Genomic DNA, 25,728 nt, shown 5'->3' on the forward strand with positions numbered 1-25,728 from the left:
GCACACATGTGCCACTCTGTTGCGCGCAACAGCATGTAAGGGGAGGGGAGTACAGGTGGCCGGGCCACTTCAGCTGACACGGATGCACCGGATACTCATCGGCGTGGTCGTCTCCGGTGCGGTCGTGATCGCCGGTATCGGCTTCGCGGGGTCGTACGCGGCCGTCCGCGCGCTGGCCCTGAAGAAGGGTTTCGGGAACTTCTCGTACGTCTTCCCGATCGGCATCGACGCGGGTATCTGCGTCCTGCTCGCACTCGATCTGCTCCTGACGTGGATCCGGATCCCGTTCCCGCTGCTGCGCCAGACGGCGTGGCTGCTGACGGCGGCGACGATCGCGTTCAACGGCGCGGCGGCCTGGCCGGACCCGCTGGGCGTGGGCATGCACGCGGTGATCCCGGTGCTGTTCGTCGTCTCGGTCGAGGCGGCGCGGCACGCGATCGGGCGGATCGCGGACATCACGGCCGACAAGCACATGGAGGGCGTCCGGCTCACACGCTGGCTGCTCTCCCCGATCCCGACGTTCCTTCTCTGGCGCCGGATGAAGCTGTGGGAACTGCGTTCCTACGAGCAGGTCATCAAGCTGGAGCAGGACCGTCTCGTCTACCAGGCCCGCCTGCACTCCCGTTTCGGCCGCGCCTGGCGCCGCAAGGCCCCGGTGGAGTCCCTGATGCCGCTGCGGCTGGCCCGCTACGGCGTCCCCCTGGCGCAGACGGCGCCCTCGGGCCTGGCCGCGGCGGGCATCGAGCCCGCGCTGCTGCCGCCGGCGCCCGTGCCCGTACCGGAGCCGGAGCCGACTCCCGCGCCGGTGCCGCTCCAGGCCGCCCCCGCGCCGCAGGAGCAGCGTCAGCTGGCCTCTCCGGATCCGGAGCACGGGCGCACCGCCGAGGAGCCCACGCAGGAGGAGAACCCCTGGTTCCCGCCGCCCCGGCAGGACGTCGTCTACGAGGGCGGCTACGACCCTTCGTTCGAGGCTCCGCACGACCCGTCGTACTCGCCGGAGCAGGAGGCGTGGCAGTGGTACGACGAGCAGCACCAGGTCCCTGCGGGTGAGCCCTCCGCGGAGGAGACGGGCACGTTTCCGATCCCGACGGGCGCCGGTGAGCGCACCCGGCAGCTGGGTGAGGGCGGTGGGGCCCCGGCGGCTCCGGAGCCGGACGAGGAGGCCTACTACCAGGTCTTCAAGCAGTCGATAAACGGCAGCTATCCGACGCCGCGTGAGCTCATCGGCAATGTCGAGGCGGAGTTCGGCACCAGCCTTCCCGCGGAGGATGCGAAGCGGATGGTGAATCGCTTCTCCAGCCGTCACAACGCGGAGCTGGAAGAGGACCACATCGCGTAGGTCGGCCCGGCTGACGACGGAAGGGGGGCCCGGTGATCACCGGGCGCCCCTTCCGTGTGTCGCGGGTCCTACGCGCCGAGCAGCTTCCTCACCCGGTCCTGGCCCACCGCGAGGAGCAGGGTGGGCAGGCGCGGGCCGGTGTCGCGGCTGACGAGCAGGTGGTAGAGGAGGGCGAAGAAGGTGCGCTGGGCGACCTTGATCTCCGGCGGGAGCTCCTTGGGGCCTGCGTCGGCGGAGAAGCCGGCCTGGACCTTGGGGACGCCGTAGACGAGGTGGGTCAGGCCGTCCAGGGACCAGTGGGTGTCGAGGCCGTCGAGCAGCAGGCGCAGGGAGGCGCGGCCCTCGTCGTCGAGGGACTTCAGGAGCTCGGTGTCGGGTTCGGCGCGGACGACGGTGCGCTGGTCGGCGGGGACCTGGGTGTTGATCCAGGCCTCGGCCTTGTCGAGGCGCGGCCGGACCTCGTCGAGAGAGGACAGCGGGTTGGCGGGGTCCAGCTCGCTGAGGATGCGCAGGGTCTGGTCCTCGGCGCCGGCGGTGATGTCGGCGACGGAGGCGAGTGTGCGGTACGCCATGGGGCGGGGGGTCCTGGGGAGTTCCCCGGCGGCGGTGCCGACGGCGCGGGCGTGGGCGGCGGCGTCCGCGGGCAGCGCGGAGCCGTCGGCGACCTTGGCGCCGAGCTTGTCCCACTCGTCGTAGAGCCGCTGGATCTCCTGGTCGAAGGCGATCTTGAAGCTCTGGTTGGGGCGGCGGCGGGCGTAGAGCCAGCGCAGCAGCTGCGGTTCCATGATCTGGAGGGCGTCGGCCGCGGTGGGCACTCCGCCCCGGGACGACGACATCTTGGCCATGCCGCTGATGCCGACGAAGGCGTACATGGGACCGATGGGCTGCTTGCCGCCGAAGATGCCGACGATCTGACCGCCGACCTGGAAGCTCGATCCGGGCGAGGAGTGGTCGACGCCGCTCGGCTCGAAGACGACGCCTTCGTAGGCCCAGCGCATGGGCCAGTCGACCTTCCAGACGAGCTTGCCGCGGTTGAACTCGCTCAGCCGGACGGTCTCGGTGAAGGCGCAGGCCGTGCAGACGTACGTCAGCTCGGTGGTGTCGTCGTCGTAGGACGTGACGGTCGTCAGGTCCTTCTCGCACTGGCCGCAGTAGGGCTTGTACGGGAAGTACCCGGCGGCCGATCCGCTGCCGTCGTCCTCGGCGGCGGCGCCGGAGCCCTCGGCGGCCTCCAGTTCGGCCTCGTCGACCGGCTTCTGGCCCTGCTGCTTCTTGGCGGGGGCCTTCTTGGTGCGGTACTGGTCGAGGATCGCGTCGATGTCGCCGCGGTGCTTCATGGCGAACAGGACCTGCTCGCGGTAGACGCCCGAGGTGTACTGCGCGGTCTGGCTGATGCCGTCGAACTCCACGCCGAGCTCGGCCAGCGAGGTGACCATCGCGGCCTTGAAGTGCTCGGCCCAGTTCGGGTACGCCGATCCGGCGGGCGCGGGCACGGAGGTGAGCGGCTTGCCGATGTGCTCGGCCCAGGTGCCGTCGATGCCGGGGATACCGGCCGGGACCTTGCGGTAGCGGTCGTAGTCGTCCCAGGAGATGAGGTGGCGCACGGTGTGCCCGCGGCGGCGGATCTCGTCGGCGACCAGGTGCGGGGTCATGACCTCGCGGAGGTTGCCCAGGTGGATCGGACCGGAGGGGGAGAGGCCGGACGCGACGACGACGGGTTTGCCAGGTGCGCGACGCTCCGACTCCTCGATGACCTCATCCGCGAAACGGGAGACCCAGTCGGTGGTCTCGGTGCTCTGGCCCACGATCGGCACGTCCTTCTTCCTCATACGCCAGTACGGCTGACGGCACCATTCTCCCAGCTCGGACGCGAACCGCGAAAACGGCTTTTCACCGCATGGGATACTCGGTTTTCGTAGATGCAGGAACTTCCGGAACCCGAGCAGAACGGCAGCCACTTCATGGCCTCGGTCACGTCCCTCACCGCTTCCGTCCACCAGCGCCTCGCGGACGCCCTCTCGGCAGCCCTGCCGGAGGCCGGCTCCGCCGACCCGCTGCTGCGACGAAGCGACCGGGCCGACTTCCAGGCCAACGGGATCCTGGCGCTCGCGAAGAAGGCGAAGGCGAACCCGCGGGAGCTGGCGACGCAGGTCGTGGAGCGGATCGACTCCGGTGAGCTGATCAAGGAGGTCGAGGTCTCGGGGCCGGGCTTCCTGAACGTCACCGTCACGGACCGGGCGATCACGGAGAACCTGGCCGCGCGGTATGCGGACAGCGACCGTCTGGGCGTGCCCTTCGCCCAGAACCCGGGCACGACGGTGATCGACTACGCGCAGCCGAACGTGGCTAAGGAGATGCACGTCGGTCATCTGCGGTCCGCGGTGATCGGTGACGCGGTCGTGCAGATCCTGGAGTTCACCGGCGAGTCGGTGGTCCGGCGCCATCACATCGGCGACTGGGGCACTCAGTTCGGCATGCTCATCCAGTACCTGATCGAGCACCCGCACGAGCTGGACCACGAGGGCGGCGAGGTCTCCGGCGAGGAGGCCATGTCGAGCCTCAACCGGCTGTACAAGGCCTCGCGGGCGGTCTTCGACTCCGACGAGGAGTTCAAGACGCGGGCGCGGCGCCGGGTGGTGGATCTCCAGGCGGGTGAGCCGGAGACGCTTGCCATGTGGCAGAAGTTCGTGGACGAGTCGAAGATCTACTTCTACTCGGTCTTCGAGAAGCTGGACATGGAGATCCGGGACCCGGACGTGGTCGGCGAGTCGGGTTACAACGACATGCTGGACGAGACGTGCCGCCTCCTGGAGGAGTCGGGTGTCGCGGTCCGTTCGGAGGGCGCGCTGTGCGTGTTCTTCGACGACGTGAAGGGCCCGGACGGCAACCCGACCCCGCTGATCGTGAAGAAGTCCGACGGTGGCTACGGCTACGCGGCGACGGACCTGTCCGCGATCCGTGACCGTGTCTTCAACCTGAAGGCGTCCACACTGCTGTACGTGGTCGACGCCCGCCAGTCACTGCACTTCAAGATGGTCTTCGAGACGGCGCGGCGGATCGGCTGGCTGAACGACGACGACGTGAAGGCCGCGCAGCTGGCGTTCGGCACGGTGCTGGGCAAGGACGGCAAGCCGTTCAAGACGCGTGAGGGCACGACGGTGAAGCTGGAGGACCTCCTCGACGAGGCGGTCCAGCGCGCCACCGCCGTGGTGCGGGAGAAGGCCGAGAAGATGGGCCTGAGCGAGCAGGAGATCGTCGAGAACGGCCGATACGTCGGCATCGGCGCGGTCAAGTACGCGGACCTTTCGACGTCCGCGGTCCGGGACTACAAGTTCGACCTGGACCAGATGGTCTCGCTGAACGGCGACACGTCGGTGTACCTCCAGTACGCGTACGCCCGTATCCAGTCGATCCTGCGCAAGGCCGGCGAGGCCCGCCCCCTCGCCCACCCGGAGCTCGAACTCCACGCCGCGGAGCGCGAGTTGGGCCTGCACCTGGACCGCTTCGGCGAGACGCTCGCCGAGGTCGCGGCGGGCTACGAGCCGCACAAGCTGGCCGCGTACCTGTACCAGCTGGCGTCGCTCCTGACCGCGTTCTACGACAAGTGCCAGGTGCTGAGCGACGACAACCCGGCGGAGGTCGTCGAGAACCGCCTGTTCCTCGTCGACCTCACGGCCCGCACACTCCACCAGGGCATGGCCCTGCTGGGCATCAGGACGCCTGAGCGGCTCTGACCTGACCTCGGGCAGGACGCAAGAGCCCCGCACCCCGGGATCCCCCGGAGTGCGGGGCTCTTGCGTCTCCTCTACTCGCCCACCCCCGCTTCCTAGCAGCCGCAGCGACCTCAGCGGCCTGAGGGACCGCAGTGTCAACGTCGACGGTGACATGACCGGTTTCCCCCGGATGAGCTCGGCCTTGTAGCCATCAGGTGTGTCCAGTCCCTCGACGATGCGGAGGAGCTCTTCGAACGCCCCGCTCACCGCGAACCGCGACCGCTCGCGGCCCCCAGCTCGAACCACAGCAGCTTCCCGCCCCGCCCGAAGAGGTCGTCCCCGAGCGGGAAGGCACCCCAGCTGTCCGCCCACTGTCGTACGAGGATCAGCCCGCGCCCGCGCTCGGCCAGGTCCGGCACCGGGCTCAGGGGACCGCGGCGGCCAGGAGGCTTGTCGAACGGTTCCGGGATGTGCGGGTCGGTGTCCCACACGCTGACCCGTACGCCGGGGGCGTCTTCGCCGCCGAGCGCGCGCAGGCGGAGGGCGGCGGGGCCGGGGGTGTGCAGGTAGGCGTTGGTGACCAGCTCGGACGTCAACAGCTCGGCGGAGTCGAGGAGTTCGCTCAGCCCGTACGCCGGGAGCACAGCGCGCAGCGTCTTGCGGGCGATCCGCGGGGCGCGGGGATCGTGGGGCAGGTGAAGGGCGTACGACCAGGTGTGCGGCGGGGATACGGTGACCATGTCGCCTCCTTGGGGGCGTAGTTCGGTTCGCTCTTCTCCACGTCGACCCGGCGGTGGCATGCCGTGCGCAATCGGCACGCGGTGCGCTTCCGGCTTACGGGTCAGGGCGGTTGAGCGGGGCGAGGAACACCGTAGGACGTAGCATGGTCTGCATTCCATGGAATGCGAGGAATGCAGACCTTATTCCCTCGTGTGGGGTACCTCTGCAACGTATGCGCGGACGAGGAGAAGCAAACCGATGCCCGAGCCAAGTCCCCTGCCGACGGTGCGTCGACGACGTCTCGGCACCGAACTGCGCCGACTGCGCGAACGCGCTGACCTGAGCGTCACCGAGGCAGCCGGACTGCTCGGCGTCCCCCAGTCCCGCATCAGCAACATCGAGGCCGGGCGCTACGGAGTGAGCGGTGACCGCGTACGCGCCCTGGCAGGTCACTACGACTGCACCGACAGCGAACTGGTCGACGCCCTCGCCGCGATGCCCGGTGACCGCCGGCGCGGCTGGTGGGAGGAGTACCGCGACATCCTCTCGCCGCGCATGCTGGACCTGACCGAGCTGGAGCACCACGCGACGCGGATGCGCGTCGCCCAGATCATCAACATCCCCGGCCTGCTCCAGACCACCGCCCACGCACGAGCGCTCTTCGAGCAGACCGTCCCGCAGCTCAAGCCGCACGAGATCGAGCACCGGGTCTCCCACCGGGTGAAGCGCCAGGCCGTGCTGCACCGCGACCAGCCCACGCCGTACAGGGCGGTCATCCACGAAGCAGCCCTGCGCATGCGCTTCGGCGACCGGGCCACGACCCGCGATCAGCTGGCTCACCTCATCGAGGTGAGCGACCTCGAGCACGTCACCCTGGCCGTCGTCCCCTTCGACAGCGGCCCTTTCCACACGTCGGGCCAAGGCGTCGACTACTTCCACGGACCTGTCCGGCAACTCGACACCGTCCAGATCGACACCGACCACGGCGGCGAACTCATCGACTCACCGGCCCAGTTGGAGCGCTACCGCCTCGTCCTGGACCGCATGGAAAGCGCCGCTCTCGCCCCGGCCAAGTCCCGCGACTTCATCGCCCAACTCATCCAGGACCTCTAGGAAGCCCCGCCGTGCCCGAACTCCACTGGCAGAAATCGACGTACAGCCAGGAGGCCTCCTCCTGCGTCAACATAGCCACCGCCCCCGACGGAACGATCCGCCTCCGCGAGAGCGACGACCCGGAGGTCACCCTCAGCACTACCCGCACCCCGCTCAAGAACCTCATAGCCGCGGCCAAGGGGCCAGACGGTGAGTGCGGCAGGCAGGGCGCCAAGCGTGCGTGAACGGGGCTTCGGAGGGCACCGTGCGAACGCGTAGCGAGGAGTGGGAAGTCGTACTCCAGGAATACGCTCGACCGCAGGCGCTGGAGAGCAGGTTTACCGTGAGCCTGGCTCACCTGCTTCCGATCGCCCACGGAAATCCGGTGTTCCGGTCCCTGTATCCAGTGATTTCCATGTGGTCGCTGACCGTCACGGATTCCGCGGTCATGGAGGTCACTGCCGATGCACTTCCCGCCATCGCTGCCATGGACGGCGTGTACACGGTGCTGGCCTGGCCGTACCCGCAGGAGACCGTTCTCTTTCAGAGCGCCGATCCCGTCGAGGCCGTGGAATTCACGGCCCGGCTGATCGAGAAGCAGCGCGCGGGGTGATCCGCGAGGGAGTCGAGGATGAAGGCAAGCCCGTGAGCCCCAGCCCCGTGGGGCGTTTCCGGGCTCCGGACGCCCGCCGCCCATCATGTGCGGGCTCGGACCGAGTGGTCAGCAGGTCCAGGCCCAGCGGAGTGCAGGTGTGCCAGACAGCCTTGCCGTCGCGGTGCGTGGTGATCAGGCGCGCGTCGCGCAGGGCCTTGGTGTGTTCGGAGGCCGAGGACCCACCGACATGCCCAACGCTCTTGCCACACGGCACTGTTCGGTCAGGGCCGAAAGCATCGCGCCCCTCTGCGGACCCTCGAAGTATTGGCTGTGCGACCGCCGGTACGGAAGCAGCTCACCGGACGGGTCGCCCTCACCACTCACACCGCGGTTGACCACCGTGGTGTCCATCAGGCCCAACAGGGCTGACAGACAGGGGAAGCAACAGTGCGCACACGCTCACGCCTGGCTCCGCTCGCTCTGGCCGCCGTCGGCGCCGGTCTCGTCCTGGCCACATCGACACCGGCCAGCGCGTCGGACGACTGGCACGTCATCAGCGGCTGGAGCGGCCTGGCCACCAAGCGGCCGACCGGCTGGATGGCTTATCCGGAGTCTCCCAGCGGCCCCGCTCAGGCGGAGGGCTGGGGCCGGGTGGACTGGACCGGCACGGACGTGGAGGTCCACACCGGTGCCGCCGACCGGATCAACGACGGCTGGTGCGCGATCACGCAACTGCGCTATCACGTCAAGGTCAACGGGGCTTGGAAGAGCGACTGGCAGTACCGCTCCCCTGCGGTCGACTGCGACATCAACGACGGCCAGGTCATCTCGAAGTACTACGCCTCGAACTACCCGATCAAGGACGTGCACTTCCAGGTCTGCCTCGGCTGGCGGGACGGGACGACCTTCCAGTGCCCCACGAACTGGCACTGATCGCGGCTCACCAGCAGTCGGGCACCGATCACGGGACGGTCCGGTCGTCTACGGGCCGAGGCCGTCCCTACTCAGGGGGAGAGGAAACCCGGCAAGGCGCGCGAGTCGGCACGTCGCGTCTTGCCGGGCTCTCGCTACCGCTCCCCGCTGGGTGTCAGGCGTAGTAGTGGATCGAGCCGCGCAGCGCGGGCCCGCCGCCCTCGCAGTGCTGGACGAAGGTCGCGGCGAACGCCTTGACGGCTCCGTCGGTGCCGAAGGCCAGTTTGGTGACGGTGAGTTCGCCGGTGACCGTGTTGCAGCCGCGTCCGTTGCCGAACACGTCGAGCCCGGCGACGCCCGCCGCGCTGCTGCGCTCGGCCTGGTAGGTGTGCCCGGCCTGGAAGTGCTCGCCGGTGGGCGGGGCGAGCAGCGCCGTCCAGTACTCCCGCTTGCCGGAGGCGCTGTACTGGATGCCGTCGCCGCGTCCGCTGAGCGAGAAGGTGCTGGTGGAGCCGGTGTGGGTCTTGGTGGCGCCCTGGCCTATGTAGTCACCGGGGTCGCTGGTGTAGGCGTAGGACAGCGGGTGGGCGCGGTACTTGACGACACCCTTGAGCGCCGGGGCCGTGGCGCTCTCGCAGTGCTGGGTGTAGCTGGCGTCCAGGACGGTGATGGCGCCGGAGGTGTCCGTCTCGATCTGGTTGACGGAGAACTGGCCGTAGACCTCGTTGCAGCCGCGGCCGTCGCCGGAGACATCGAGGCCCGGGGAGCGGCCGGTGCGGAACGAGGCGCGCTCGGCGTCGTGGTAGACGCCGGGGTGGAGCTTCTCGCCCTGGGGCGCGGCGAGTTCGACGTCCCACCACTCGTTGTCGGTGGAGACGCGGAAGCGCACGTATTCGGCGGAGCCTCCGGCGGTGATGGTGGCCGTCGACTTCTTGTACGTGGCGGTGCCGCCCTGGCCGATGTAGTCACCGGGCTGGCTGGTGTACGTGTACCTGGTCACGGCCGTCGGCGTGCCGGTGGCCGCCGCAGCGGGTGCGGCCAGGGCCGTGGTGAGGCCGATCGTCGTGGCAAGGCCGGCTAAGGCGCCGGTGAGAACGCGCTGCCATGCTGTGCGTCTGCGCACGGATGTTTCCCCCTCCGTGTGGTGGGCGTCCCCACTGGACCCCCGCCTCACAGTTGTAACAACCGCCACTGACACAGGCCCCCAACTCCCCGAAAATTCAAGGGGCTTCCCGGAACTCTCCGGCTTCAGGACGCCCGCCGCTCCTCCTTCGCGCTCTCCACCCGAGTGGTCAACAGGTCCAGCCCCAGCGGAGTGCACGTATGCCAGACCGCTTTGCCGTCGCGGTGCGTGGTGATGAGGCGGGCGTCGCGCAGGGCCTTGGTGTGTTCGGACGCGGAGGACTTGCTGATGTCGAGTTCGCGGGCGACGTCGGTGGTGGTGCGTTCCTTGGTGAGGAGTTCCAGGGCGGCGGCGCGGGTGCGTCCGAGGAGCGCGGCGAGCGGCCCGTGGGCGGGTTCGCTGCGGGGCTCGGTGAGCAGCGGCAGCGGGGCGGCGGCTTCGTAGACGATGATGCTCGGGGCGTCGTCGTGCACGGCGAACAGCGGGCGGCCGGTCCACAGGGTGGAGGGGAGCAGGGTGACGCCGTGCCCGGTGAGGGTCGCCTGGATGTCGTCGGGCGAGTCGTAGATCAGGGTCGTGCCGTCCCAGTGCCCGCCGGGCCCGAGGCCCGCCAGTGCGGTGCGGATGCCGTGTTCGGCCAACAGCCGGGTGCGCCAGGCGCGTTCGGCGTCGAAGGCGGCCTGGACGCGCGCCCAGGGCTCGGCGAGGAGGCCGTCGTACGCGGACCGCAGGGCGCGTTCGAGTTCCTGCCAGGCCTGCCGGTCCTGGTCGACGAGGCGGCGCGCCCAGGTGCTCGGCGGCAGCACGGAGGGGATCCGGTGGTCGAGTTCGGCGCGGACGCGTGCGCCGGGGGTCGACAGGACGGTCTCCAGCCCGTCCTCCAGGCCGCGACTGAGCGGGTCGAGGAACATGGGGCCGCGCGCGGAGGGCGGGATCAGGTGCAGCAGGGGGCGCGCGGCGGCGGGGAACGCCTGCCGTGTCCGGTGCTGCCAACGGGTCAACGCCGGTGGTGGCGAACGGCGTTGGAGTACCGCGACGGCCATCCCGAGTTCCATCAGCGGGGCGGGCTGGGTCGCGAACGACACCCGCAGCAGGTCCTCCGCCGTGAAGTGCAGACGCAGCATGTACCGCCCCTTCCCCTCGCGCTTCCCGGCGCCTGCGCGGGCCACGGTTCGGTCAGGGCCGAACCCATCGCGGCGCGTGCCGGGTTCACGAATTATGAGCAGTGCGGCCGACTGGACGGAAGGAGCGATCCGGACTCGGCGTCGCTCACCACCCGAGGGGCAGGGGTGACCCGGCCGCTCACCACCCGAGGGGCAGGGGGAACCCCGGCGGGAGGACCCGGCAGGGTGCGCGGACTCGCAACCTCACCGCCCTGTCGGGGCCCGCCCCCTCAGTTCGATCGCCTCAGCCCCGGAGCCCCTCCCCCAGCCGCCGCAGCCCCTCCCCGATCTCCTCCGGCGTCTGCGTGACGAAGCACAGCCGCAGGGTCGCCGGGTCCGGTGTGCCAGCGTAGAAGGGCGCGCCGGGGACGTACGCCACGTTGTGCTCGACCACCTGGCGCAGCAGGGCCGTGGTGTCGTACGACGTCGGCAGCCGGGCCCAGAGGAACATGCCGCCCTCGGGGCGGTTCCAGGTGGAGCCCTCCGGGAGCGCTTCGCCGATGCCGGCGAGCATGGCGTCGCGCCGCTCGCGGTAGACGCCCGCGACCCGGGCGACGTGTGCGTCGAGGTCGCGGTCGGCCAGGTAGCGGGCGGCGGCGAGCTGGTTGACGGTCGGGGTGTGCAGGTCGGCGGCCTGCTTGGCGACGGCGCAGGCGCGCCGGAGCGCGCCGGGGGCGCGCAGCCAGCCGAGCCGCATCCCGGGTGCCATCACCTTGGAGAACGAACCGAGGAGTACGGTGCGGTCCTCGGCCCCTTCGTAGGAGGCGATCCACGGCACCCGGTCGCCCTCGAAGCGGAGTTCGCCGTACGGGTCGTCCTCGACGATCCACAGCCCGCGCCGGGCCGCCACCGCCGCGACGGCGGCCCGCCGCTCGCCGGGCAGGGTGCGGCCGGTGGGGTTCTGGAAGGTGGGCACGGTGTAGAGCAGCTTGGGCCGCTCGCGCGCGACGAGGTCGTCGAGGGCGGCCGTGTCCATGCCGTCGTCGTCGCCGGGCACGGGCACGACGCGGGCTCCGGCGAACGCGAAGGCCTGAAGTGCCGCCAGATAGCAGGGGCTTTCGACCAGGACGGTGTCGCCGGGGTCGATCAGGGCGGTGGCGAGGAGCGACAGCGCCTGCTGCGAGCCGGTGGTGACGAGCAGGTCGTCGGGCCCGGTGGCCAGGCCCCGGACGCCGTACCGCTCGGCGAGGGCGGTACGCAGGAGGGGCTCGCCCTCGGTCGTCGCGTACTGCAGCGCCTGCCGGGGAACGTCGGCGAGGACGTCCCGGTAGGCGGCGGCTATCCCCGCCACGTCGAACAGCTCGGGCGCGGGCAGCCCACCCGCGAAGTTGATCACCTCGGGCCGCGCGGTCACCGCCAGGATGTCCCGGACCGGAGAGCCGCCGATCGCGGTGGCTCGTGCGGCGAGCGGCGGCACGGGCGAACTTGCGGTCACGGGGTCGGCGACGCTCACGGCGGGCTCCTTCGGCTGCGGCTCTGGGCAGTTGTTCGTATCGAGCAGCCTAAAACCCTTTGATCGCGTACGCAGGGGCTGTCTACGGTGCGGACATGCTGCCCCGCGTGGACACCGACACCGAATGGGACGAGGCCTCCTCGAACGAGGCCGCGCTGCGGCCGGGCGTCGAGGACCTCTGCGCCCGACTCGGCCTGGCGGGCACCGAGTTGACCCGTTTCCCGGCGGGTTCGCTGCCGGTGTACGCCGTCGGCACCGAGCATGTGCTGAAGCTGTTCCCCGGTGCGTACGCGCAGGACGCCGTCCGTGAGGCGCGCGTCCTCTCCCACCTGGAGGACCGCCTGCCGGTGCCCACCCCGCGGGTCCACGCGGCAGGCGCTTACGAGAACGGCTGGCACTACGTCCTCATGTCGCGCCTGGTCGGCGAGGACCTGGCCGTGGCGTGGCCGCGCGTCCCCACCGCGGTCCGCGACCGTATCGCCACGGAGTCCGGCGCGGCCCTCGCCGCCCTGCACGCGCTCGACCCGGCACCACTGGCCGACGTCGTGGGCCCGCCCGACTGGGGCACGTTCCTCGACAAGCAGCGGGCCGGCGCGGTCGAGCAGCAGCGCGAGTGCGGTCTCGCGGAGGTGTGGCTGGAGCAGATCCCCGACTACCTGGACTCCGCCCAGCTGCCCACGTCGACCGAACGCGTCCTGCTGCACACGGAGTTCATGCGCGAGCACCTGATCACGGACCCGTCCGACGACTGGCGCCTGACCGGCCTCATCGACTTCGAACCGGCGATGACCGGCGACCGGGCGTACGACTTCGTGGGGGTGGGCCTGTACGTGACGAAGGGCGACCCCCGCCTCCTCAGCCGCTTCTACGAGGCCTACGGCCGCGCCCCGTACCCTCCGCAGACCCTCCTCGCGTACACACTGCTGCACGTGTACAGCAATCTGGCGCGCTACCTGAAGGGCCTGCCCGTCGCCCCCGAACCGCGGCTGGACGTCCTCGCGGACACCTGGTTCGCAACGGACACGAGCCGCTAACCCTGGGGAGCCACCGGCCCCCACTCGCTGTCGCCCAGCGGCTGGTCATAGGCGGGCCGCCCCACGTTCCCGCTGGTCCGGAAGGGCTTCCCACGGTCGTCGACGCGGACGGTCCCGCTCTTCCTCCCGCTGGACCAGTCCAGTTCCAGGTACCAACTCACGTTGTGCGCCTGGACGTCGGCGAACACGTAGAAGACCTCGGGGTCGGACTCGCTCACCTTGTACGGGAAGTCCCGCTGCCCGGCCCTGGGTTCGGCCGCCGGCCGTCCGGCGTCCAGGTCGACATGGAACGACGCGGTCTTCACCCCGCCCCCGCACCCGACACCCATCGTGTAGTCGTTCCAGGCGAGCGGCGCCTCCTTGTCCACCACCCGCACATGCAGCGCGTCCAGGACGACCGTGGCCTTCCCGGTGCCCTGCACGGTCAACGCGACCATCTGCTGCCCTCCCGCGACCCCGCCGAGCGCGGCAACCCAGCCGCGCGCGTCCGACTCGTTCGGCGGCGGTGGAACCTTCTCGGGCTCCCGGTTCACCAGGTAGTGCTGACTGCAGGGTTCTTCCCACTTGTAGGGGTTGGTGGCGACGGCGGGCGCGGCGGCACCGTCGTCGGCAGGGCCCGCGGAGCTGGGCGCGGCGGCAGCCCCGGTGGTACGCGCGGACACGGACGGTGTCGTACGAGGGCTCCGCGAGGCGGACGGCGAGGGCGACTTGGGCCGGGCGTCCGGCGACGCCGTCACCCCGGCCCCGGTGCGCTCGGCGACGGTGGACGCGGGGACCCCCAAGGACTGCTTCTCACCGTGGTCCTTGCCCTTGCCGGGCACGAGGTTGACGACGAGCACGGCGGCGACGGCCGCCGCGACCACGCCGGCCCCGGCGAGCACGACGGCCCGCCGACGCCGCCAGACGCCGGCCTCGGCGTCGGCCCCGGCTCCGCCCTCGCGGACCTCACGAACCTCACGAACCTCGGGCGAGACGGTCTCCGGCGCCAACTCCGGCGCCGGCTCCACTGCCTCCGAGACCTCGGCAGCCTCCACCGCCCCCGCGCCCCCCGCGGCCAAGGCAGCGGCCGCCCCCTTCTGCCCCCGCCGCACCGCATCCGCGAGCACCCACCGCCGGTGCAGCTCGACAAGCTCCTCAGAGGTGGCCCGGCAGGCACGCGCGAACCGCTCCACGGGCGCATAATCCGTCGGTACGGCATCCCCGTTGGCGTACCGGTGAAGGGTCGACGTGCTCATGTGCAGCCGCTTGCCGAGGGCCCCGTAGCTGAGTCCGGACCTCTCCTTGAGTTCCCTCAGCAGTCCCGCGAACTCGTCCCCGGCCACCGTTCCTCCGTCCCCCGCGTCCCGGCCCGTGTTCCAGAGGGACGACATCTCCGCAGCTCAAAGCCCATGTTGCTGTTCCGGCGTCCCGAATATCCCGACAGATATGGCGGCCGGGCCGGTTCACCGAGCAAGCTGTTTCCATCCAAGCACCTGCACCCGGCAACTACCTGACCGCCCACGCCCGTTGGCGCGTTTCAGCACCGACTGCGCACCGAAACCGAGGGGAACGCCCATGCCCGCACGCACCACGCACAGGGCCCGCACACGCCGACTGGCCGCGGCGGCCGCCATGTTGGCCGCCGCGCTCACGCTGACGGCATGCGAGGACGGCGAGGGCGTTCGCGACGAGGGCCCGTCCTCGGGACTCAGGCCTGCCGCACCATCCGGGCAGCCTCAGTGGCCCAGTACGTCAGAATATTCCGCGCCCCGGCACGCTTGATCCCGGTGAGGGTCTCCAGGATGGCCTTCTCCCGGTCGATCCACCCCTTCTCCGCGGCGGCCTCGATCATCGAGTACTCGCCGGAGATCTGATAGGCGGCCACGGGCACGTCCACCGCGTCGGCGACGCGCGCCAGGATGTCCAGGTAGGGCCCGGCCGGCTTGACCATCACCATGTCGGCGCCCTCCTCCAGATCGAGCGCCAACTCCCGCAGGGACTCACGTACGTTGGCGGGATCCTGCTGGTAGGTCTTGCGGTCACCCTTCAGCGAAGAGGCGACGGCCTCCCGGAAGGGCCCGAAGAAGGCCGAGGAGTACTTGACGGTGTAGGCGAGGATCGACACGTCCTCACGCCCGATCTGGTCGAGCGCATCGCGGACGACACCGATCTGGCCGTCCATCATCCCGCTGGGCCCGACCACATGCGCCCCGGCGTCGGCCTGCACCTGAGCCATCTCGGCGTACCGCTCCAGCGTCGCGTCGTTGTCGACACGCCCCTCGGCGTCCAGCACCCCGCAGTGCCCGTGATCGGTGGTCTCGTCCAGACACAGATCGGACATCACCAGCAACTCGTCGCCGACCTCGGCACGCACATCCCGCAGCGCGACCTGCAGAATCCCGTCCGGATCGGTCCCCGGCGTCCCCACGGCGTCCTTCTTCGACTCCTCGGGCACGCCGAACAGCATGATCCCGGAGACCCCGGCCTCCAGCGCCTCGACGGCGGCCTTCTTCAGACTGTCGCGGGTGTGCTGCACCACGCCCGGCATGGCCCCGATCGGCACCGGCTCGCTGACACCCTCGCGCACGAAGGCGGGCAGGATGAAGTCGGCGGGGTGCAGCCGGGTCTCGGCGACCATGCGCCGCATGACAGGCGTCGTACGCAGCCGCCGCGGCCGCGTACCGGGGAAGGATCCGTACGTAGACATACGCCCTACGCTACGCCCGCCACAGAGGCACCTTTACCGACGCCCAGTCGGGGTTCCCAGCCCGTCCGGCGTTTGAGGACGAGCGCGCAGCGCGATGGCAGGGGGAAAGGGGGCGCAGCCCCCAGAAACGGGCAGGGCAGGGGCGGAGGGGGCGAAAAAAGCCGTCCCCTCAGCCCCCAACCACCGGCTAGGTGGTCCGGCGCCGCCGAGACCCGGGGCGGCGCTCACTGGGCCGGGTGACGGGATCCCCCGCCTCCTGCGCGGCAGCGCGCCGCTTCAGCCCGAAGTCGGCCAGCGCCTCGGCGAGCTTGTGCACGGACGGCTCGGGAGCCATCACATCCACCCGCAGCCCGTGCTCCTCGGCGGTCTTGGCCGTGGCAGGACCAATGCACGCGATCACCGTCACGTTGTGCGGCTTCCCCGCGATACCCACCAGGTTGCGCACCGTGGACGAGGACGTGAACAGAACGGCATCGAACCCACCGCCCTTGATCGCCTCACGCGTGTCCGCCGGCGGCGGCGACGCCCGCACGGTCCGATAGGCTGTGACGTCGTCCACCTCCCAGCCGAGCTCGATCAGCCCGGCGACCAACGTCTCCGTGGCGATGTCGGCCCGCGGCAGGAACACCCGGTCGATCGGGTCGAAGACCGGGTCGTACGGCGGCCAGTCCTCCAGCAGCCCGGCAGCGGACTGCTCCCCGCTCGGCACGAGGTCCGGCTTCACACCGAACGCGACGAGCGCCTTCGTGGTCTGCTCCCCCACCGCGGCGACCTTGATCCCCGCGAACGCGCGCGCGTCGAGCCCGTACTCCTCGAACTTCTCCCGTACGGCCTTGACCGCGTTCACCGACGTGAAGGCGATCCACTCGTAACGCCCCGTCACGAGCCCCTTGACGGCCCGCTCCATCTGCTGGGGCGTGCGCGGCGGCTCGACGGCGATGGTCGGCACCTCGTGCGGCACGGCTCCGTAGGACCGCAGCTGGTCGGAGAGCGACGCCGCCTGCTCCTTCGTACGCGGCACCAGCACACGCCACCCGAAGAGCGGCTTGGACTCGAACCACGACAGCTGGTCGCGCTGCGCGGCGGCGGAGCGCTCACCGACCACGGCTATGACGGGCCGATGACCTTCCGGCGACGGCAGCACCTTCGCCTGCTTCAACGTCTGCGCGATCGTCCCGAGCGTCGCGGACCAGGTCCGCTGCCGAGTCGTCGTACCGGCGATCGTCACCGACAGCGGCGTATCGGGCTTGCGTCCGGCGGCGACCAGCTCACCCGCGGCCGCGGCGACCGAGTCGAGCGTCGAGGAGACGACCACGGTTCCGTCGGACGCGCCGACCTCGGTCCAGCACCGGTCCGAGGCGGTACGGGCGTCCACGAACCGCACGTCCGCACCCTGCGCGTCCCGCAGCGGCACACCGGCGTACGCGGGCACACCGACGGCGGCGGCGACACCGGGCACGACCTCGAAGGGCACACCCGCGGCGGCGCAGGCCAGCATCTCCTCGGCGGCGTACGTGTCGAGCCCGGGGTCACCGGACACCGCACGCACGACCCGCTTGCCGCCCCGTGCGGCCTCCATGACAAGATTGGCCGCGTCCCTCATCGCCGGGATCCCAGCGGTTGTTGACGCACTGTCAACAACCGTCGGACGAGGCGTGCCCGTGCCCGGATACGTACCCGAGGAAGACCCCGAGGGCGTATCCGCCGAAGACGCGGATGTCGCATCCGTGTTCAGCACGGCGACGCTTTGCCTGGCATGCACACGCACCACGTCGAGCACCTCGTGCTCGGCGACGAGAACGTCCGCGTTCGCCAGCGCCTCGACGGCGCGCAGTGTCAGCAGTCCCGGATCCCCGGGTCCGGCACCAAGGAAGGTGACGTGCCCGTGTTCCGGACCGGCGGGAAAGTTGGTGGGGCTCAAAGTGCTCGCTCCCCCATCAGACCGGCCGCGCCCTTGGCAAGCATCTCGGCGGCGAGTTCACGGCCGAGCGCCATTGCTTGGTCATGTGTCTCGGGCACGGGACCGGTGGTGGACAGCTGCACCAGCGTCGAGCCGTCGGTCGTGCCGACGACGCCGCGCAGGCGCATCTCCTTGACAATCTGCCCGTCGGCCAGAAGGTCGGCGTACGCACCCACAGGTGCGCTGCAACCGGCCTCCAGGGCGGCGAGCAGGGACCGCTCGGCGGTCACGGCGGCCCGGGTGAACGGGTCGTCGAGCTCTCCGAGCGCTGCGACGAGGTCCGCGTTGTCCGCGGCACACTCGATCGCGAGGGCCCCCTGGCCGGGGGCCGGCAAAACGGTGTCGACGGACAGGAAGTCGGTGACCTCCGCGCTCCGCCCGATCCGGGCGAGTCCGGCGGCGGCGAGGACGACGGCGTCGAGCTCACCCTTCCGCACGAACCCGATCCGGGTGTCCACGTTGCCACGGATCGGGACCGTCTCGATCGTCATCCCGTGGCTGCGCGCATACGCGTTCATCTGCGCCATGCGGCGCGGCGAGCCGGTGCCGACGCGGGCGCCGTCCGGCAGTTCGGCGAACGTCAGCCCGTCCCGCGCGACCAGCACGTCACGCGGGTCCTCGCGCACCGGCACGGCGGCCAGCGCGAGTTCGTCGGGCTGTCCGGTCGGCAGGTCCTTGAGGGAGTGCACGGCGAAGTCGACCTCGCCGCGCAGCAGCGCCTCACGCAGCGCGGTGACGAACACACCGGTGCCGCCGATCTGCGCCAGGTGCTCGCGGGACGTGTCGCCGTACGTCGTGATCTCCACGAGTTCGACGGGACGTCCGGTCACCTGGCTCACGGCATCCGCCACTTGCCCGGACTGGGCCAGGGCGAGCTTGCTCCGCCTGGTCCCGAGCCTCAGTGCCGTTGTTTCCGGCTCACTCATCATCGCCCTCGGTTCTCGGCGTTCTCGTTGGTGATGTCATCGGTGGCCCGCGAGACGGAGGCGACCGTCTCGGGGTCCAGATCGAAGAGGGTGCGCAGTGCGTCCGCGTACCCGGCGCCGCCGGGTTCGGCGGCCAGCTCCTTGACCCGTACGGTCGGCGCGTGCAGAAGCTTGTCGACCACGCGCCGCACGGTCTGGGTGATCTCGCTGCGCTGCTTGTCGTCGAGGCCGGGCAGCCGGCCGTCGAGGCGAGCGATCTCGCCGGCGACGACGTCCGCTGCCATGGTGCGCAGCGCGACGACGGTCGGCGTGATGTGCGCGGCCCGCTGGGCGGCGCCGAAGGCGGCCACCTCGTCGGCGACGATACGGCGCACCTGGTCCACGTCGGCGGCCATCGGCGCGTCGGCGGAGGCCTCGGCCAGCGACTCGATGTCGACGAGCCGCACCCCGAGCAGCCGGTGCACGGCCGCGTCGATGTCGCGCGGCATGGCGAGGTCGAGAAGGGCGAGCACGGGCGCCGGGCGCGGGGCCTCGACGACGGGCTCGGGCCTGCGGCGCTCGGGGACGCGGCCGATGGCGGCCGCGGTCGCGGCGAGCGCGGTGATCAGCTCGGCGTCGGCCTCCGCCATGCGGCGGCTGTCGCGGCGCTCGACCGTTCCGGTGCCCTTGTCCACCCAGGCGGCGTGCTGCTCCAGCGTCGCCGCGTTCATCCCGGCCACCGCGGCCTCCCCCATGACGGAGAAGCCGGAGGCGCCCTGCACGGCGGACAGGTCGAGCGGGCAGCCCTCCTCGGTGCCGAGGCTGGTCGGTGCGAGGGCGCCCGCGGATGCGGCCGGTACGTCGTGCTGGACGGCTGCCGGAGTGCCGGTGCGGCCCTCCACGGCGGCCGTGACCGCGTCGGCGGTCAGCACGAGGCCGGTCGCGCCCGTACAGGAGACGGCGATGTCGGCACGTGTCAGCTCGACCGGCACCGACTCCATCGGTACCGCGCGGGCCAGCACGTCCGTGTCGTCGCCCTCGGAAAGGATCTGCGCGAGGCGCTCGGCGCGGTCGTGGGTGCGGTTGGCGATCACGATCTCGGCGACCCCGGCGCGTGCGAGCGTCGCCGCGGCCAGCGAGGACATGGAGCCCGCGCCGATGACGAGGGCCTTCTTGTCCTTGGCCCAGGCCTCGACGGCCGCACCGGCGCAGAGCTGCTCCAGACCGAACGTCACCAGCGACTGCCCGGCCCGGTCGATGCCGGTCTCGGAGTGGGCCCGCTTGCCGACCCTGAGCGCCTGCTGGAACAGATCGTTGAGCAGCCGCCCGGCGGTGTGCAGTTCCTGCGAGGTGGCCAGCGCGTCCTTGATCTGACCGAGGACCTGCCCCTCGCCCACGACCATCGAGTCGAGCCCGCACGCCACCGAGAAGAGGTGGTGGACGGCCCGGTCCTCGTAGTGCACGTACAAGTAAGGAGTGAGCTCCTCCAGGCCGACCCCGCTGTGCTGGGCGAGCAGCGTGGACAGCTCGGCGACGCCCGCGTGGAACTTGTCCACGTCGGCGTACAGCTCGATGCGGTTGCAGGTGGCGAGGACGGCGGCCTCGGTGGCCGGCTCGGCGGCCAGGGTGTCCTGGAGGAGCTTGGCCTGTGTGTCCGTGGCCAGCGCGGCCCGCTCCAGGACGCTGACCGGAGCGCTGCGGTGACTCAGCCCGACGACGAGGAGACTCATGCCGGCATCACGGCGGGGACGTCCCCGTCGGGTCCTTTGCCGTTGTTCTCCTGAGAGGCCGCGAGCGCGGCGCCCGCCTGGGCCTGCGCCTGCGCCTCGGCCTCCTCGCCGGCCTTGCGCTGCTCGTGGAAGGCGAGGATCTGCAGCTCGATGGAGAGGTCGACCTTGCGCACGTCGACGCCGTCCGGGACGGACAGCACGGTCGGCGCGAAGTTCAGGATGGAGGTGACTCCGGCGGCGACCAGGCGCTCGCAGACGGCCTGAGCGACGCCCGGCGGGGTGGTGATGACCCCGATGGAGACGCCGTTCTCGGAGATGATCTTCTCCAGGTCGTCGCTGTGCTGCACGGTGATCCCGGCGACCTGCTTTCCGGCCATCTCGGGATCGGCGTCGATCAGCGCGGCGACCCGGAACCCACGGGAGGCGAACCCGCCGTAGTTGGCCAGCGCGGCGCCGAGGTTACCGATACCGACGATCACAACCGGCCAGTCCTGGGTCAGCCCCAGCTCGCGGGAGATCTGGTACACGAGATACTCGACGTCGTAGCCCACACCGCGCGTCCCGTACGACCCGAGGTAGGAGAAGTCCTTGCGCAGCTTCGCGGAGTTGACCCCCGCGGCGGCAGCGAGCTCCTCGGAGGAGACCGTGGGTACCGAGCGCTCCGACAGGGCGGTGAGGGCTCGGAGGTACAGCGGAAGCCTGGCGACGGTGGCCTCGGGAATCCCTCGGCTGCGGGTCGCCGTTCGGTGAGTTCGGCCAGTTGCCACGGTGCTCCTGCGGGTAGCGCGGGGCTGCAGGCGGTCACACGTCCCCGGACCGCCCCGTCGAATGCAGGCTATGTCTTTGTGAACGCGTGCACAAAGATGGTGTCCGATTTGCCCGGCCAACGTGACCGGGGTCACGCACGCCCGGCGCACCCGTATGGAACCGGCGCACGAGCACCTACGTTCCTTGCCTGAAGGGGGCAAAGCCGCACACACTCCTCAACGAATCCCGCCCCCGAGATCTGAATCGCCCCCGATCCTAGGCGACTTTCCGGACCACTTGGACTCCTCGGCCAGGGCATGGGAGGCACCTCCTAGGAGAGGGCTTTGCGCAGCCGGCCCTCGTCGACGCGCCAGAACGTGTGCTGCGCGCCGTCCACCAGCACCACCGGAATCTGCTCCCAGTACGCCCGGTGCAGGTCTTCGTCCTGCGTGATGTCCTTCTGCTCCCACGGGACACCGAGATCGCCGCAGACCTTCTCGACAACTGCCTGTGCGTCATCGCACAGATGGCAGCCGGGCTTCCTGATCAGCGTCACGAGGTGAACTTGAGACTCCCTCGTGTCCTTCTCGTTGTGCTTCTCGCCGTCCGTCTTGTCGGTGCGGCGGTCGTTGCGCCGGAACATGGGACTCATACCGGCCATTCTCCCGCTGCGGCCGCGCTGGTGGGGACCGTCCGCCCGGGCGGCCCCAACCCGCTTGCACACTGGGCCGACGCCTTGGTGGGACCACTTCTTTAACTGGTCGGTCGCAGAGAGTTCACAGCACCGAATCCTCTCGACTCCGAAGCGACCGAACAGACTGGCTATGCTCACGACATGGCCGCTCTCGGATGGCTCACTCCCCGTAGGCGCTCCGCCACCGCGCGGAGCGTGTTGGCAGGCGAGGCCTCGGCGGAGGCCGCCCGCAAGTCCTCGCAGGAACTGGAGGACCTCGCCCACGAAACCGCGCCCGACGCTCCGGACGCCGCGGAGGAACCGGAGTTCCCGGTACTCGGTGACGACAGGGCCGCCGCGTTCTTCGACCTCGACAACACCGTGATGCAGGGCGCCGCGATCTTCCACTTCGGCCGCGGTCTGTACAAGCGGAAGTTCTTCGAGACCCGCGACCTCGCCAAGTTCGCCTGGCAGCAGGCCTGGTTCAGGCTGGCCGGCATCGAGGACCCGGAGCACATGCAGGAGGCGCGCGACTCCGCGCTGTCCATCGTCCAGGGCCACCGCGTCGCCGAACTGATGTCCATCGGCGAGGAGATCTACGACGAGTACATGGCCGAGCGCATCTGGCCGGGCACCCGCGCGCTGGCCCAGGCGCATCTGGACGCCGGGCAGAAGGTCTGGCTCGTGACGGCCGCGCCGGTCGAGATCGCGACGGTGATCGCGCGGCGGCTGGGCCTGACGGGCGCCCTGGGCACGGTCGCGGAGTCGGTGGACGGGGTCTACACCGGAAAGCTCGTGGGCGAGCCGCTGCACGGGCCCGCCAAGGCGGAGGCGGTACGGGCGCTGGCCGCGGCGGAGGGCCTGGACCTCGGCCGCTGCGCGGCCTACAGCGACTCCCACAACGACATCCCCATGCTGTCCCTGGTGGGCCACCCCTACGCCATCAACCCGGACACGAAGCTGCGCAAGCACGCGCGGGCGTCCGACTGGCGGCTGCGGGACTACCGCACGGCACGCAAGGCCGCGAAGGTCGGCATCCCCGCGGCCGCGGGGGTGGGCGCGGTAGCCGGTGGCACGGCGGCGGCGATCGCCCTGCACCGCCGCCGGCGGTAGCGCCGGACCCCACGAACACCCGCCCCGGGTCCCCTCTCCCGAAGAGGGGGCCCGGGGTTGACGTTTCCCTTCCCGCAGGGCCCTCGCGTCGCTGTCCGGAGGGCAATCACGGGGTTCTACCCGGGCAGCCTCCCCGCCAGTCCCCTTCACCGCACACGGCCACAACACGCCCCGCACCCAGACGGAACCTGACCCGATTCGATCAACAACCGGTCACTGTCCGGCACTTGATCAGGCGTCAATCGGTTACAGAAGCGACGTAATCGATGATTTGAGCAACTGGGTGTAGCACTGCCTGTACGAAGCGTTATTCTCCTCAGACGCAAACCGGTACCCCTCCGTCGCTACGACGGGTGAACGGTCCCGCACTGCACGTGATGGAAGCTCTGCCTCTGGGAGTCCCGTGTACTCACACGTCGGGGTTGACGCCTCTGGCCTGGCTACGCTGCGCGCAACGGTCCTGGACCGCCTGCGCGGCTTCGTCCCCACCGCGTACGCCGTCCCCGCCTTCGCCGTCCCCGCACCCGCCGGTCCCTGCTATGCCCTGGCCGACGGCGTCGAACAGGGCTCGGCGCGAAGCGCCGTCGTCGGGGGGCGGCGATCGGGCGACGGCCGGGAAGTCACCAGGCGGAGCCGTTCCGGCTCGGCCGCCACCCCCACCGCCCGCCGCCCGGCCGCAGACAGTGACAGCGCCCGGATGATGGACCTCGTCGAGCGCGCCCAGGCCGGCGAGGCCGACGCCTTCGGACGCCTGTACGACCAGTACAGCGACACCGTGTACCGCTACATCTACTACCGCGTGGGAGGCAAGGCGACAGCCGAGGACCTCACCAGCGAGACGTTCCTGCGCGCCCTGCGACGGATCGGCACCTTCACCTGGCAGGGCCGCGACTTCGGCGCCTGGCTCGTGACGATCGCCCGCAACCTGGTCGCCGACCACTTCAAGTCGAGCCGCTTCCGGCTCGAAGTGACGACCGGCGAGATGCTCGACGCCAACGAGGTCGAGCGCTCACCCGAGGACTCCGTCCTGGAGTCCCTCTCCAACGCCGCACTGCTCGATGCCGTACGGCGCCTCAATCCCCAGCAGCAGGAGTGCGTGACCCTGCGCTTCCTCCAGGGCCTCTCGGTCGCCGAGACCGCCCGCGTGATGGGCAAGAACGAGGGCGCGATCAAGACCCTCCAGTACCGGGCCGTCCGCACCCTCGCCCGGCTCCTCCCCGACGACGCCCGCTGAGAACGCCCGACCCCACCGCGGACCGATACGCTCAGCGATGCTCAACTCACCGTCCGTAAAAGTCCGTTGACTTCGCGGTCCGATCATCCGTCGTCCGTAACCCAAGTGCCGCGCCGCTCGTTGTGTGGGATACAGGCTCCCTGTGGTCACTCCCTGGCCGCCACCGATCACTCGATCGTGTGGATGTGGTCAGGGCGTGCAACCCTCAGGACCCCCTGGGGAGTCGACCGTCATGACGAGAGGAGGTGCCGCCAGTGATCGCGAACGTATCGGCACACCGGCGGGCGAACGCCTTCGCCCAGGCCCTGGAGGAGCAGTCCGACCGGGGCACGGCGGCCGAGCAGCCCGATGGATCGGCACCGCCTCCGGCTGCTGCGTCCACGGCTGCTGCGGAACAGACCGGGCAGGGCCGTTTGTTGGCCCTCGCCTCCGGTCTCGGCGAGCTGCCCAAACCGGAGCTGGACCCCGAGGTGAAGGTCGTCCAGCGGGCCCAGCTCGTGGCCGCCATGGAGGCCATGCTGCTGGAGGGCACGGCACTGGGCGGCGAAGGCCCGGACCCTTCGGTGCCCGAGCAGCGGTCCCATCGGGGCAGAGGCACGCACCGGGCGAGCGGGCTCGGGAAGTTGCGACCACGGTCCCGGCTGTCGAAGGGGCTCGCCGCGGGCGGGCTCTCCATCGGTGTGGCCGCGGGAGCCTTCGGCGGCGTAGCCGCTGCCAGCTCCGACGCCCTCCCCGGTGACTCGCTCTACGGGCTCAAGCGCGGCATGGAGGACATCAAGCTGGGCCTGGCCCACGGCGACAGCGACCGCGGCGAGGTGTATCTCGACCAGGCCTCGACGCGGCTGAGCGAGGCACGCCGGCTGATGGAACGCGGCCGCTCCGGCCACCTGGACCACGAGTCCCTGGGCGAGATCCGCCGCGCTCTGTCGGGCATGCAGCACGATGCCTCCGAGGGCCACCGGCTGCTGCACGAGGCATACGAGCGGGACGGCTCCCTGGGCCCGATCCAGGCGCTCTCCGCGTTCTCCCAGTCGCACCGCCAAGCCTGGGGCACGCTGCGCGACCGGCTGCCGGTCCAGCTCGGTGACGTCAGCGAGCAGGTCTCGTCGGTGTTCGCCGCCATAGACGAGGAAGTCGAGCCGCTGCGCTCGCTGCTGCCCCAGCCGACCTCCCCGGAGGGCACCGGCCGCCACCGCGGCAGGAGCGAGGAGTCCACCGGCTCCTCCGGCACGGACCGACCGGAGCCCAGCGCCACCAGCGGCTCCGCCACCGGAACGCACAGCAGCGGCAAGCCCAAGCCGTCCACTTCGGGCAGCGACAGCGACGGCCTCCTCGGCGGCAACACGGGCGGCCTCCTCGACCCGCCCAAGGACGACACCAGCTCGTCCCCCTCAAGCAGCGACAGCACCACCCCCGAGCCGGACGTCACCCTGCCCCCGCTCCTCCCGGGCCTCCTCCCGGGCCTGGGCATCGACAGCGAGGACGCCGACTAGCGGGATCAGGTCGTACGGCGATGGGGGCTCCCTTCTCAGGAAG

At 70.6% G+C, this 25,728-nt stretch carries 22 protein-coding genes; 10 read left to right on the forward strand and 12 right to left on the reverse strand.

From position 1 onward, the window contains the following. Positions 1–82 precede the first annotated feature (82 nt). Positions 83–1,339: a DUF2637 domain-containing protein gene (locus tag ACN6LB_RS04805; RefSeq protein WP_445024718.1), complete on the forward strand. Its 1,257-nt coding sequence runs from the start codon at positions 83–85 to the stop codon at positions 1,337–1,339. Between the two features lie 68 nt (positions 1,340–1,407). On the opposite strand, the gene lysS is transcribed toward ACN6LB_RS04805, so the two are convergent. Further along, a complete protein-coding gene (gene lysS, locus ACN6LB_RS04810; RefSeq protein ID WP_445024694.1) occupies positions 1,408–3,153 on the reverse strand; it encodes a lysine--tRNA ligase in 1,746 nt (581 codons plus the stop codon). Between the two features lie 147 nt (positions 3,154–3,300). Between lysS and argS the strand changes: the two genes are divergently transcribed. Then, a complete protein-coding gene (gene argS, locus ACN6LB_RS04815; protein ID WP_445024719.1) occupies positions 3,301–5,073 on the forward strand; it encodes an arginine--tRNA ligase in 1,773 nt (590 codons plus the stop codon). Positions 5,074–5,315: 242 nt separating this feature from the next. Here the strand turns inward: argS and ACN6LB_RS04820 are convergent, their stop codons facing one another. Then, a complete protein-coding gene (locus tag ACN6LB_RS04820; protein WP_445024695.1) occupies positions 5,316–5,792 on the reverse strand; it encodes an ATP-binding protein in 477 nt (158 codons plus the stop codon). A gap of 238 nt (positions 5,793–6,030) precedes the next feature. On the opposite strand from ACN6LB_RS04820, the gene ACN6LB_RS04825 reads away from it, so the two are divergent. The 4 genes from ACN6LB_RS04825 to ACN6LB_RS04840 all read left to right on the forward strand — a co-directional run bounded on the left by ACN6LB_RS04825 (position 6,031) and on the right by ACN6LB_RS04840 (position 8,392). Beyond that, positions 6,031–6,885, forward strand: coding sequence for a helix-turn-helix domain-containing protein (locus tag ACN6LB_RS04825; protein ID WP_445024696.1), 855 nt, complete (start codon positions 6,031–6,033; stop codon positions 6,883–6,885). A gap of 11 nt (positions 6,886–6,896) precedes the next feature. Further along, a complete protein-coding gene (locus tag ACN6LB_RS04830; protein WP_445024697.1) occupies positions 6,897–7,109 on the forward strand; it encodes a DUF397 domain-containing protein in 213 nt (70 codons plus the stop codon). Between the two features lie 20 nt (positions 7,110–7,129). Beyond that, the gene (locus ACN6LB_RS04835) at positions 7,130–7,477 is read left to right on the forward strand and encodes a DUF6193 family natural product biosynthesis protein (RefSeq protein ID WP_445024698.1); all 348 of its coding nucleotides are present in this window, start codon (positions 7,130–7,132) and stop codon (positions 7,475–7,477) included. Positions 7,478–7,906: 429 nt separating this feature from the next. After that, a complete protein-coding gene (locus ACN6LB_RS04840; RefSeq protein WP_445024699.1) occupies positions 7,907–8,392 on the forward strand; it encodes a hypothetical protein in 486 nt (161 codons plus the stop codon). 154 nt (positions 8,393–8,546) lie between these two features. Here the strand turns inward: ACN6LB_RS04840 and ACN6LB_RS04845 are convergent, their stop codons facing one another. The 3 genes from ACN6LB_RS04845 to ACN6LB_RS04855 form a co-directional block, all read right to left on the reverse strand. After that, positions 8,547–9,494, reverse strand: a complete 948-nt coding sequence (locus ACN6LB_RS04845) for a hypothetical protein (RefSeq protein ID WP_445024700.1) — start codon at positions 9,492–9,494, stop codon at positions 8,547–8,549. A 125-nt stretch (positions 9,495–9,619) separates the two neighbouring features. Next, the gene (locus ACN6LB_RS04850) at positions 9,620–10,618 is read right to left on the reverse strand and encodes a DUF5937 family protein (protein WP_445024701.1); all 999 of its coding nucleotides are present in this window, start codon (positions 10,616–10,618) and stop codon (positions 9,620–9,622) included. Positions 10,619–10,901: 283 nt separating this feature from the next. Next, positions 10,902–12,110, reverse strand: a complete 1,209-nt coding sequence (locus ACN6LB_RS04855; RefSeq protein WP_445024702.1) for an aminotransferase-like domain-containing protein — start codon at positions 12,108–12,110, stop codon at positions 10,902–10,904. Positions 12,111–12,205: 95 nt separating this feature from the next. Between ACN6LB_RS04855 and ACN6LB_RS04860 the strand changes: the two genes are divergently transcribed. Further along, positions 12,206–13,144, forward strand: coding sequence for an aminoglycoside phosphotransferase family protein (locus ACN6LB_RS04860; protein ID WP_445024703.1), 939 nt, complete (start codon positions 12,206–12,208; stop codon positions 13,142–13,144). Here ACN6LB_RS04860 and ACN6LB_RS04865 read toward each other — a convergent pair. From ACN6LB_RS04865 to ACN6LB_RS04895, 7 genes are all read right to left on the reverse strand, one after another. After that, positions 13,141–14,514: a helix-turn-helix domain-containing protein gene (locus ACN6LB_RS04865; protein WP_445024704.1), complete on the reverse strand. Its 1,374-nt coding sequence runs from the start codon at positions 14,512–14,514 to the stop codon at positions 13,141–13,143. The genes ACN6LB_RS04860 and ACN6LB_RS04865 overlap by 4 nt on opposite strands. 317 nt (positions 14,515–14,831) lie before the next feature. Next, entirely contained in the window at positions 14,832–15,830 is a 999-nt protein-coding gene (hemB, locus tag ACN6LB_RS04870) for a porphobilinogen synthase (RefSeq protein ID WP_445024705.1), read from the reverse strand. Positions 15,831–16,017: 187 nt separating this feature from the next. Beyond that, entirely contained in the window at positions 16,018–17,751 is a 1,734-nt protein-coding gene (locus tag ACN6LB_RS04875; protein ID WP_356144824.1) for a bifunctional uroporphyrinogen-III C-methyltransferase/uroporphyrinogen-III synthase, read from the reverse strand. After that, entirely contained in the window at positions 17,748–18,716 is a 969-nt protein-coding gene (gene hemC / locus ACN6LB_RS04880; RefSeq protein ID WP_356144826.1) for a hydroxymethylbilane synthase, read from the reverse strand. The genes ACN6LB_RS04875 and hemC overlap by 4 nt, the downstream gene beginning before the upstream one ends. Then, the gene (locus tag ACN6LB_RS04885; protein ID WP_445024706.1) at positions 18,716–20,425 is read right to left on the reverse strand and encodes a glutamyl-tRNA reductase; all 1,710 of its coding nucleotides are present in this window, start codon (positions 20,423–20,425) and stop codon (positions 18,716–18,718) included. The genes hemC and ACN6LB_RS04885 overlap by 1 nt, the downstream gene beginning before the upstream one ends. Further along, entirely contained in the window at positions 20,422–21,192 is a 771-nt protein-coding gene (locus ACN6LB_RS04890) for a redox-sensing transcriptional repressor Rex (RefSeq protein ID WP_356144830.1), read from the reverse strand. The genes ACN6LB_RS04885 and ACN6LB_RS04890 overlap by 4 nt, the downstream gene beginning before the upstream one ends. A gap of 311 nt (positions 21,193–21,503) precedes the next feature. After that, complete coding sequence (locus tag ACN6LB_RS04895) at positions 21,504–21,833, reverse strand: glutaredoxin family protein (RefSeq protein WP_356144832.1); 330 nt, start codon at positions 21,831–21,833, stop codon at positions 21,504–21,506. Between the two features lie 174 nt (positions 21,834–22,007). On the opposite strand from ACN6LB_RS04895, the gene ACN6LB_RS04900 reads away from it, so the two are divergent. From ACN6LB_RS04900 to ACN6LB_RS04910, 3 genes are all read left to right on the forward strand, one after another. Then, positions 22,008–22,958 (forward strand): HAD family hydrolase, encoded by a 951-nt coding sequence (locus ACN6LB_RS04900; protein WP_356144835.1) that lies wholly within the window; start codon positions 22,008–22,010, stop codon positions 22,956–22,958. 403 nt (positions 22,959–23,361) lie between these two features. Beyond that, positions 23,362–24,192, forward strand: a complete 831-nt coding sequence (locus tag ACN6LB_RS04905) for an ECF subfamily RNA polymerase sigma factor, BldN family (RefSeq protein ID WP_356144837.1) — start codon at positions 23,362–23,364, stop codon at positions 24,190–24,192. 254 nt (positions 24,193–24,446) lie between these two features. Further along, complete coding sequence (locus ACN6LB_RS04910) at positions 24,447–25,685, forward strand: DUF5667 domain-containing protein (protein WP_445024707.1); 1,239 nt, start codon at positions 24,447–24,449, stop codon at positions 25,683–25,685. Positions 25,686–25,728: the final 43 nt, after the last annotated feature.

This window comes from Streptomyces sp. SAS_270, assembly GCF_052543295.1.

What these genes read in the sequence shown, in the direction of transcription:
- ACN6LB_RS04850 (WP_445024701.1), bottom strand. Translation starts at nt 10,618, where the DNA reads ATGCTGCGTCTGCACTTCACGGCGGAGGACCTGCTGCGGGTGTCGTTC.
- ACN6LB_RS04805 (WP_445024718.1), top strand. Translation starts at nt 83, where the DNA reads ATGCACCGGATACTCATCGGCGTGGTCGTCTCCGGTGCGGTCGTGATC.
- ACN6LB_RS04820 (WP_445024695.1), bottom strand. Translation starts at nt 5,792, where the DNA reads ATGGTCACCGTATCCCCGCCGCACACCTGGTCGTACGCCCTTCACCTG.
- argS (WP_445024719.1), top strand. Translation starts at nt 3,301, where the DNA reads ATGGCCTCGGTCACGTCCCTCACCGCTTCCGTCCACCAGCGCCTCGCG.
- ACN6LB_RS04825 (WP_445024696.1), top strand. Translation starts at nt 6,031, where the DNA reads ATGCCCGAGCCAAGTCCCCTGCCGACGGTGCGTCGACGACGTCTCGGC.
- ACN6LB_RS04860 (WP_445024703.1), top strand. Translation starts at nt 12,206, where the DNA reads ATGCTGCCCCGCGTGGACACCGACACCGAATGGGACGAGGCCTCCTCG.
- ACN6LB_RS04900 (WP_356144835.1), top strand. Translation starts at nt 22,008, where the DNA reads ATGGCCGCTCTCGGATGGCTCACTCCCCGTAGGCGCTCCGCCACCGCG.
- hemC (WP_356144826.1), bottom strand. Translation starts at nt 18,716, where the DNA reads ATGAGTGAGCCGGAAACAACGGCACTGAGGCTCGGGACCAGGCGGAGC.
- ACN6LB_RS04895 (WP_356144832.1), bottom strand. Translation starts at nt 21,833, where the DNA reads ATGGCCGGTATGAGTCCCATGTTCCGGCGCAACGACCGCCGCACCGAC.
- ACN6LB_RS04885 (WP_445024706.1), bottom strand. Translation starts at nt 20,425, where the DNA reads ATGAGTCTCCTCGTCGTCGGGCTGAGTCACCGCAGCGCTCCGGTCAGC.
- ACN6LB_RS04865 (WP_445024704.1), bottom strand. Translation starts at nt 14,514, where the DNA reads ATGTCGTCCCTCTGGAACACGGGCCGGGACGCGGGGGACGGAGGAACG.
- hemB (WP_445024705.1), bottom strand. Translation starts at nt 15,830, where the DNA reads ATGTCTACGTACGGATCCTTCCCCGGTACGCGGCCGCGGCGGCTGCGT.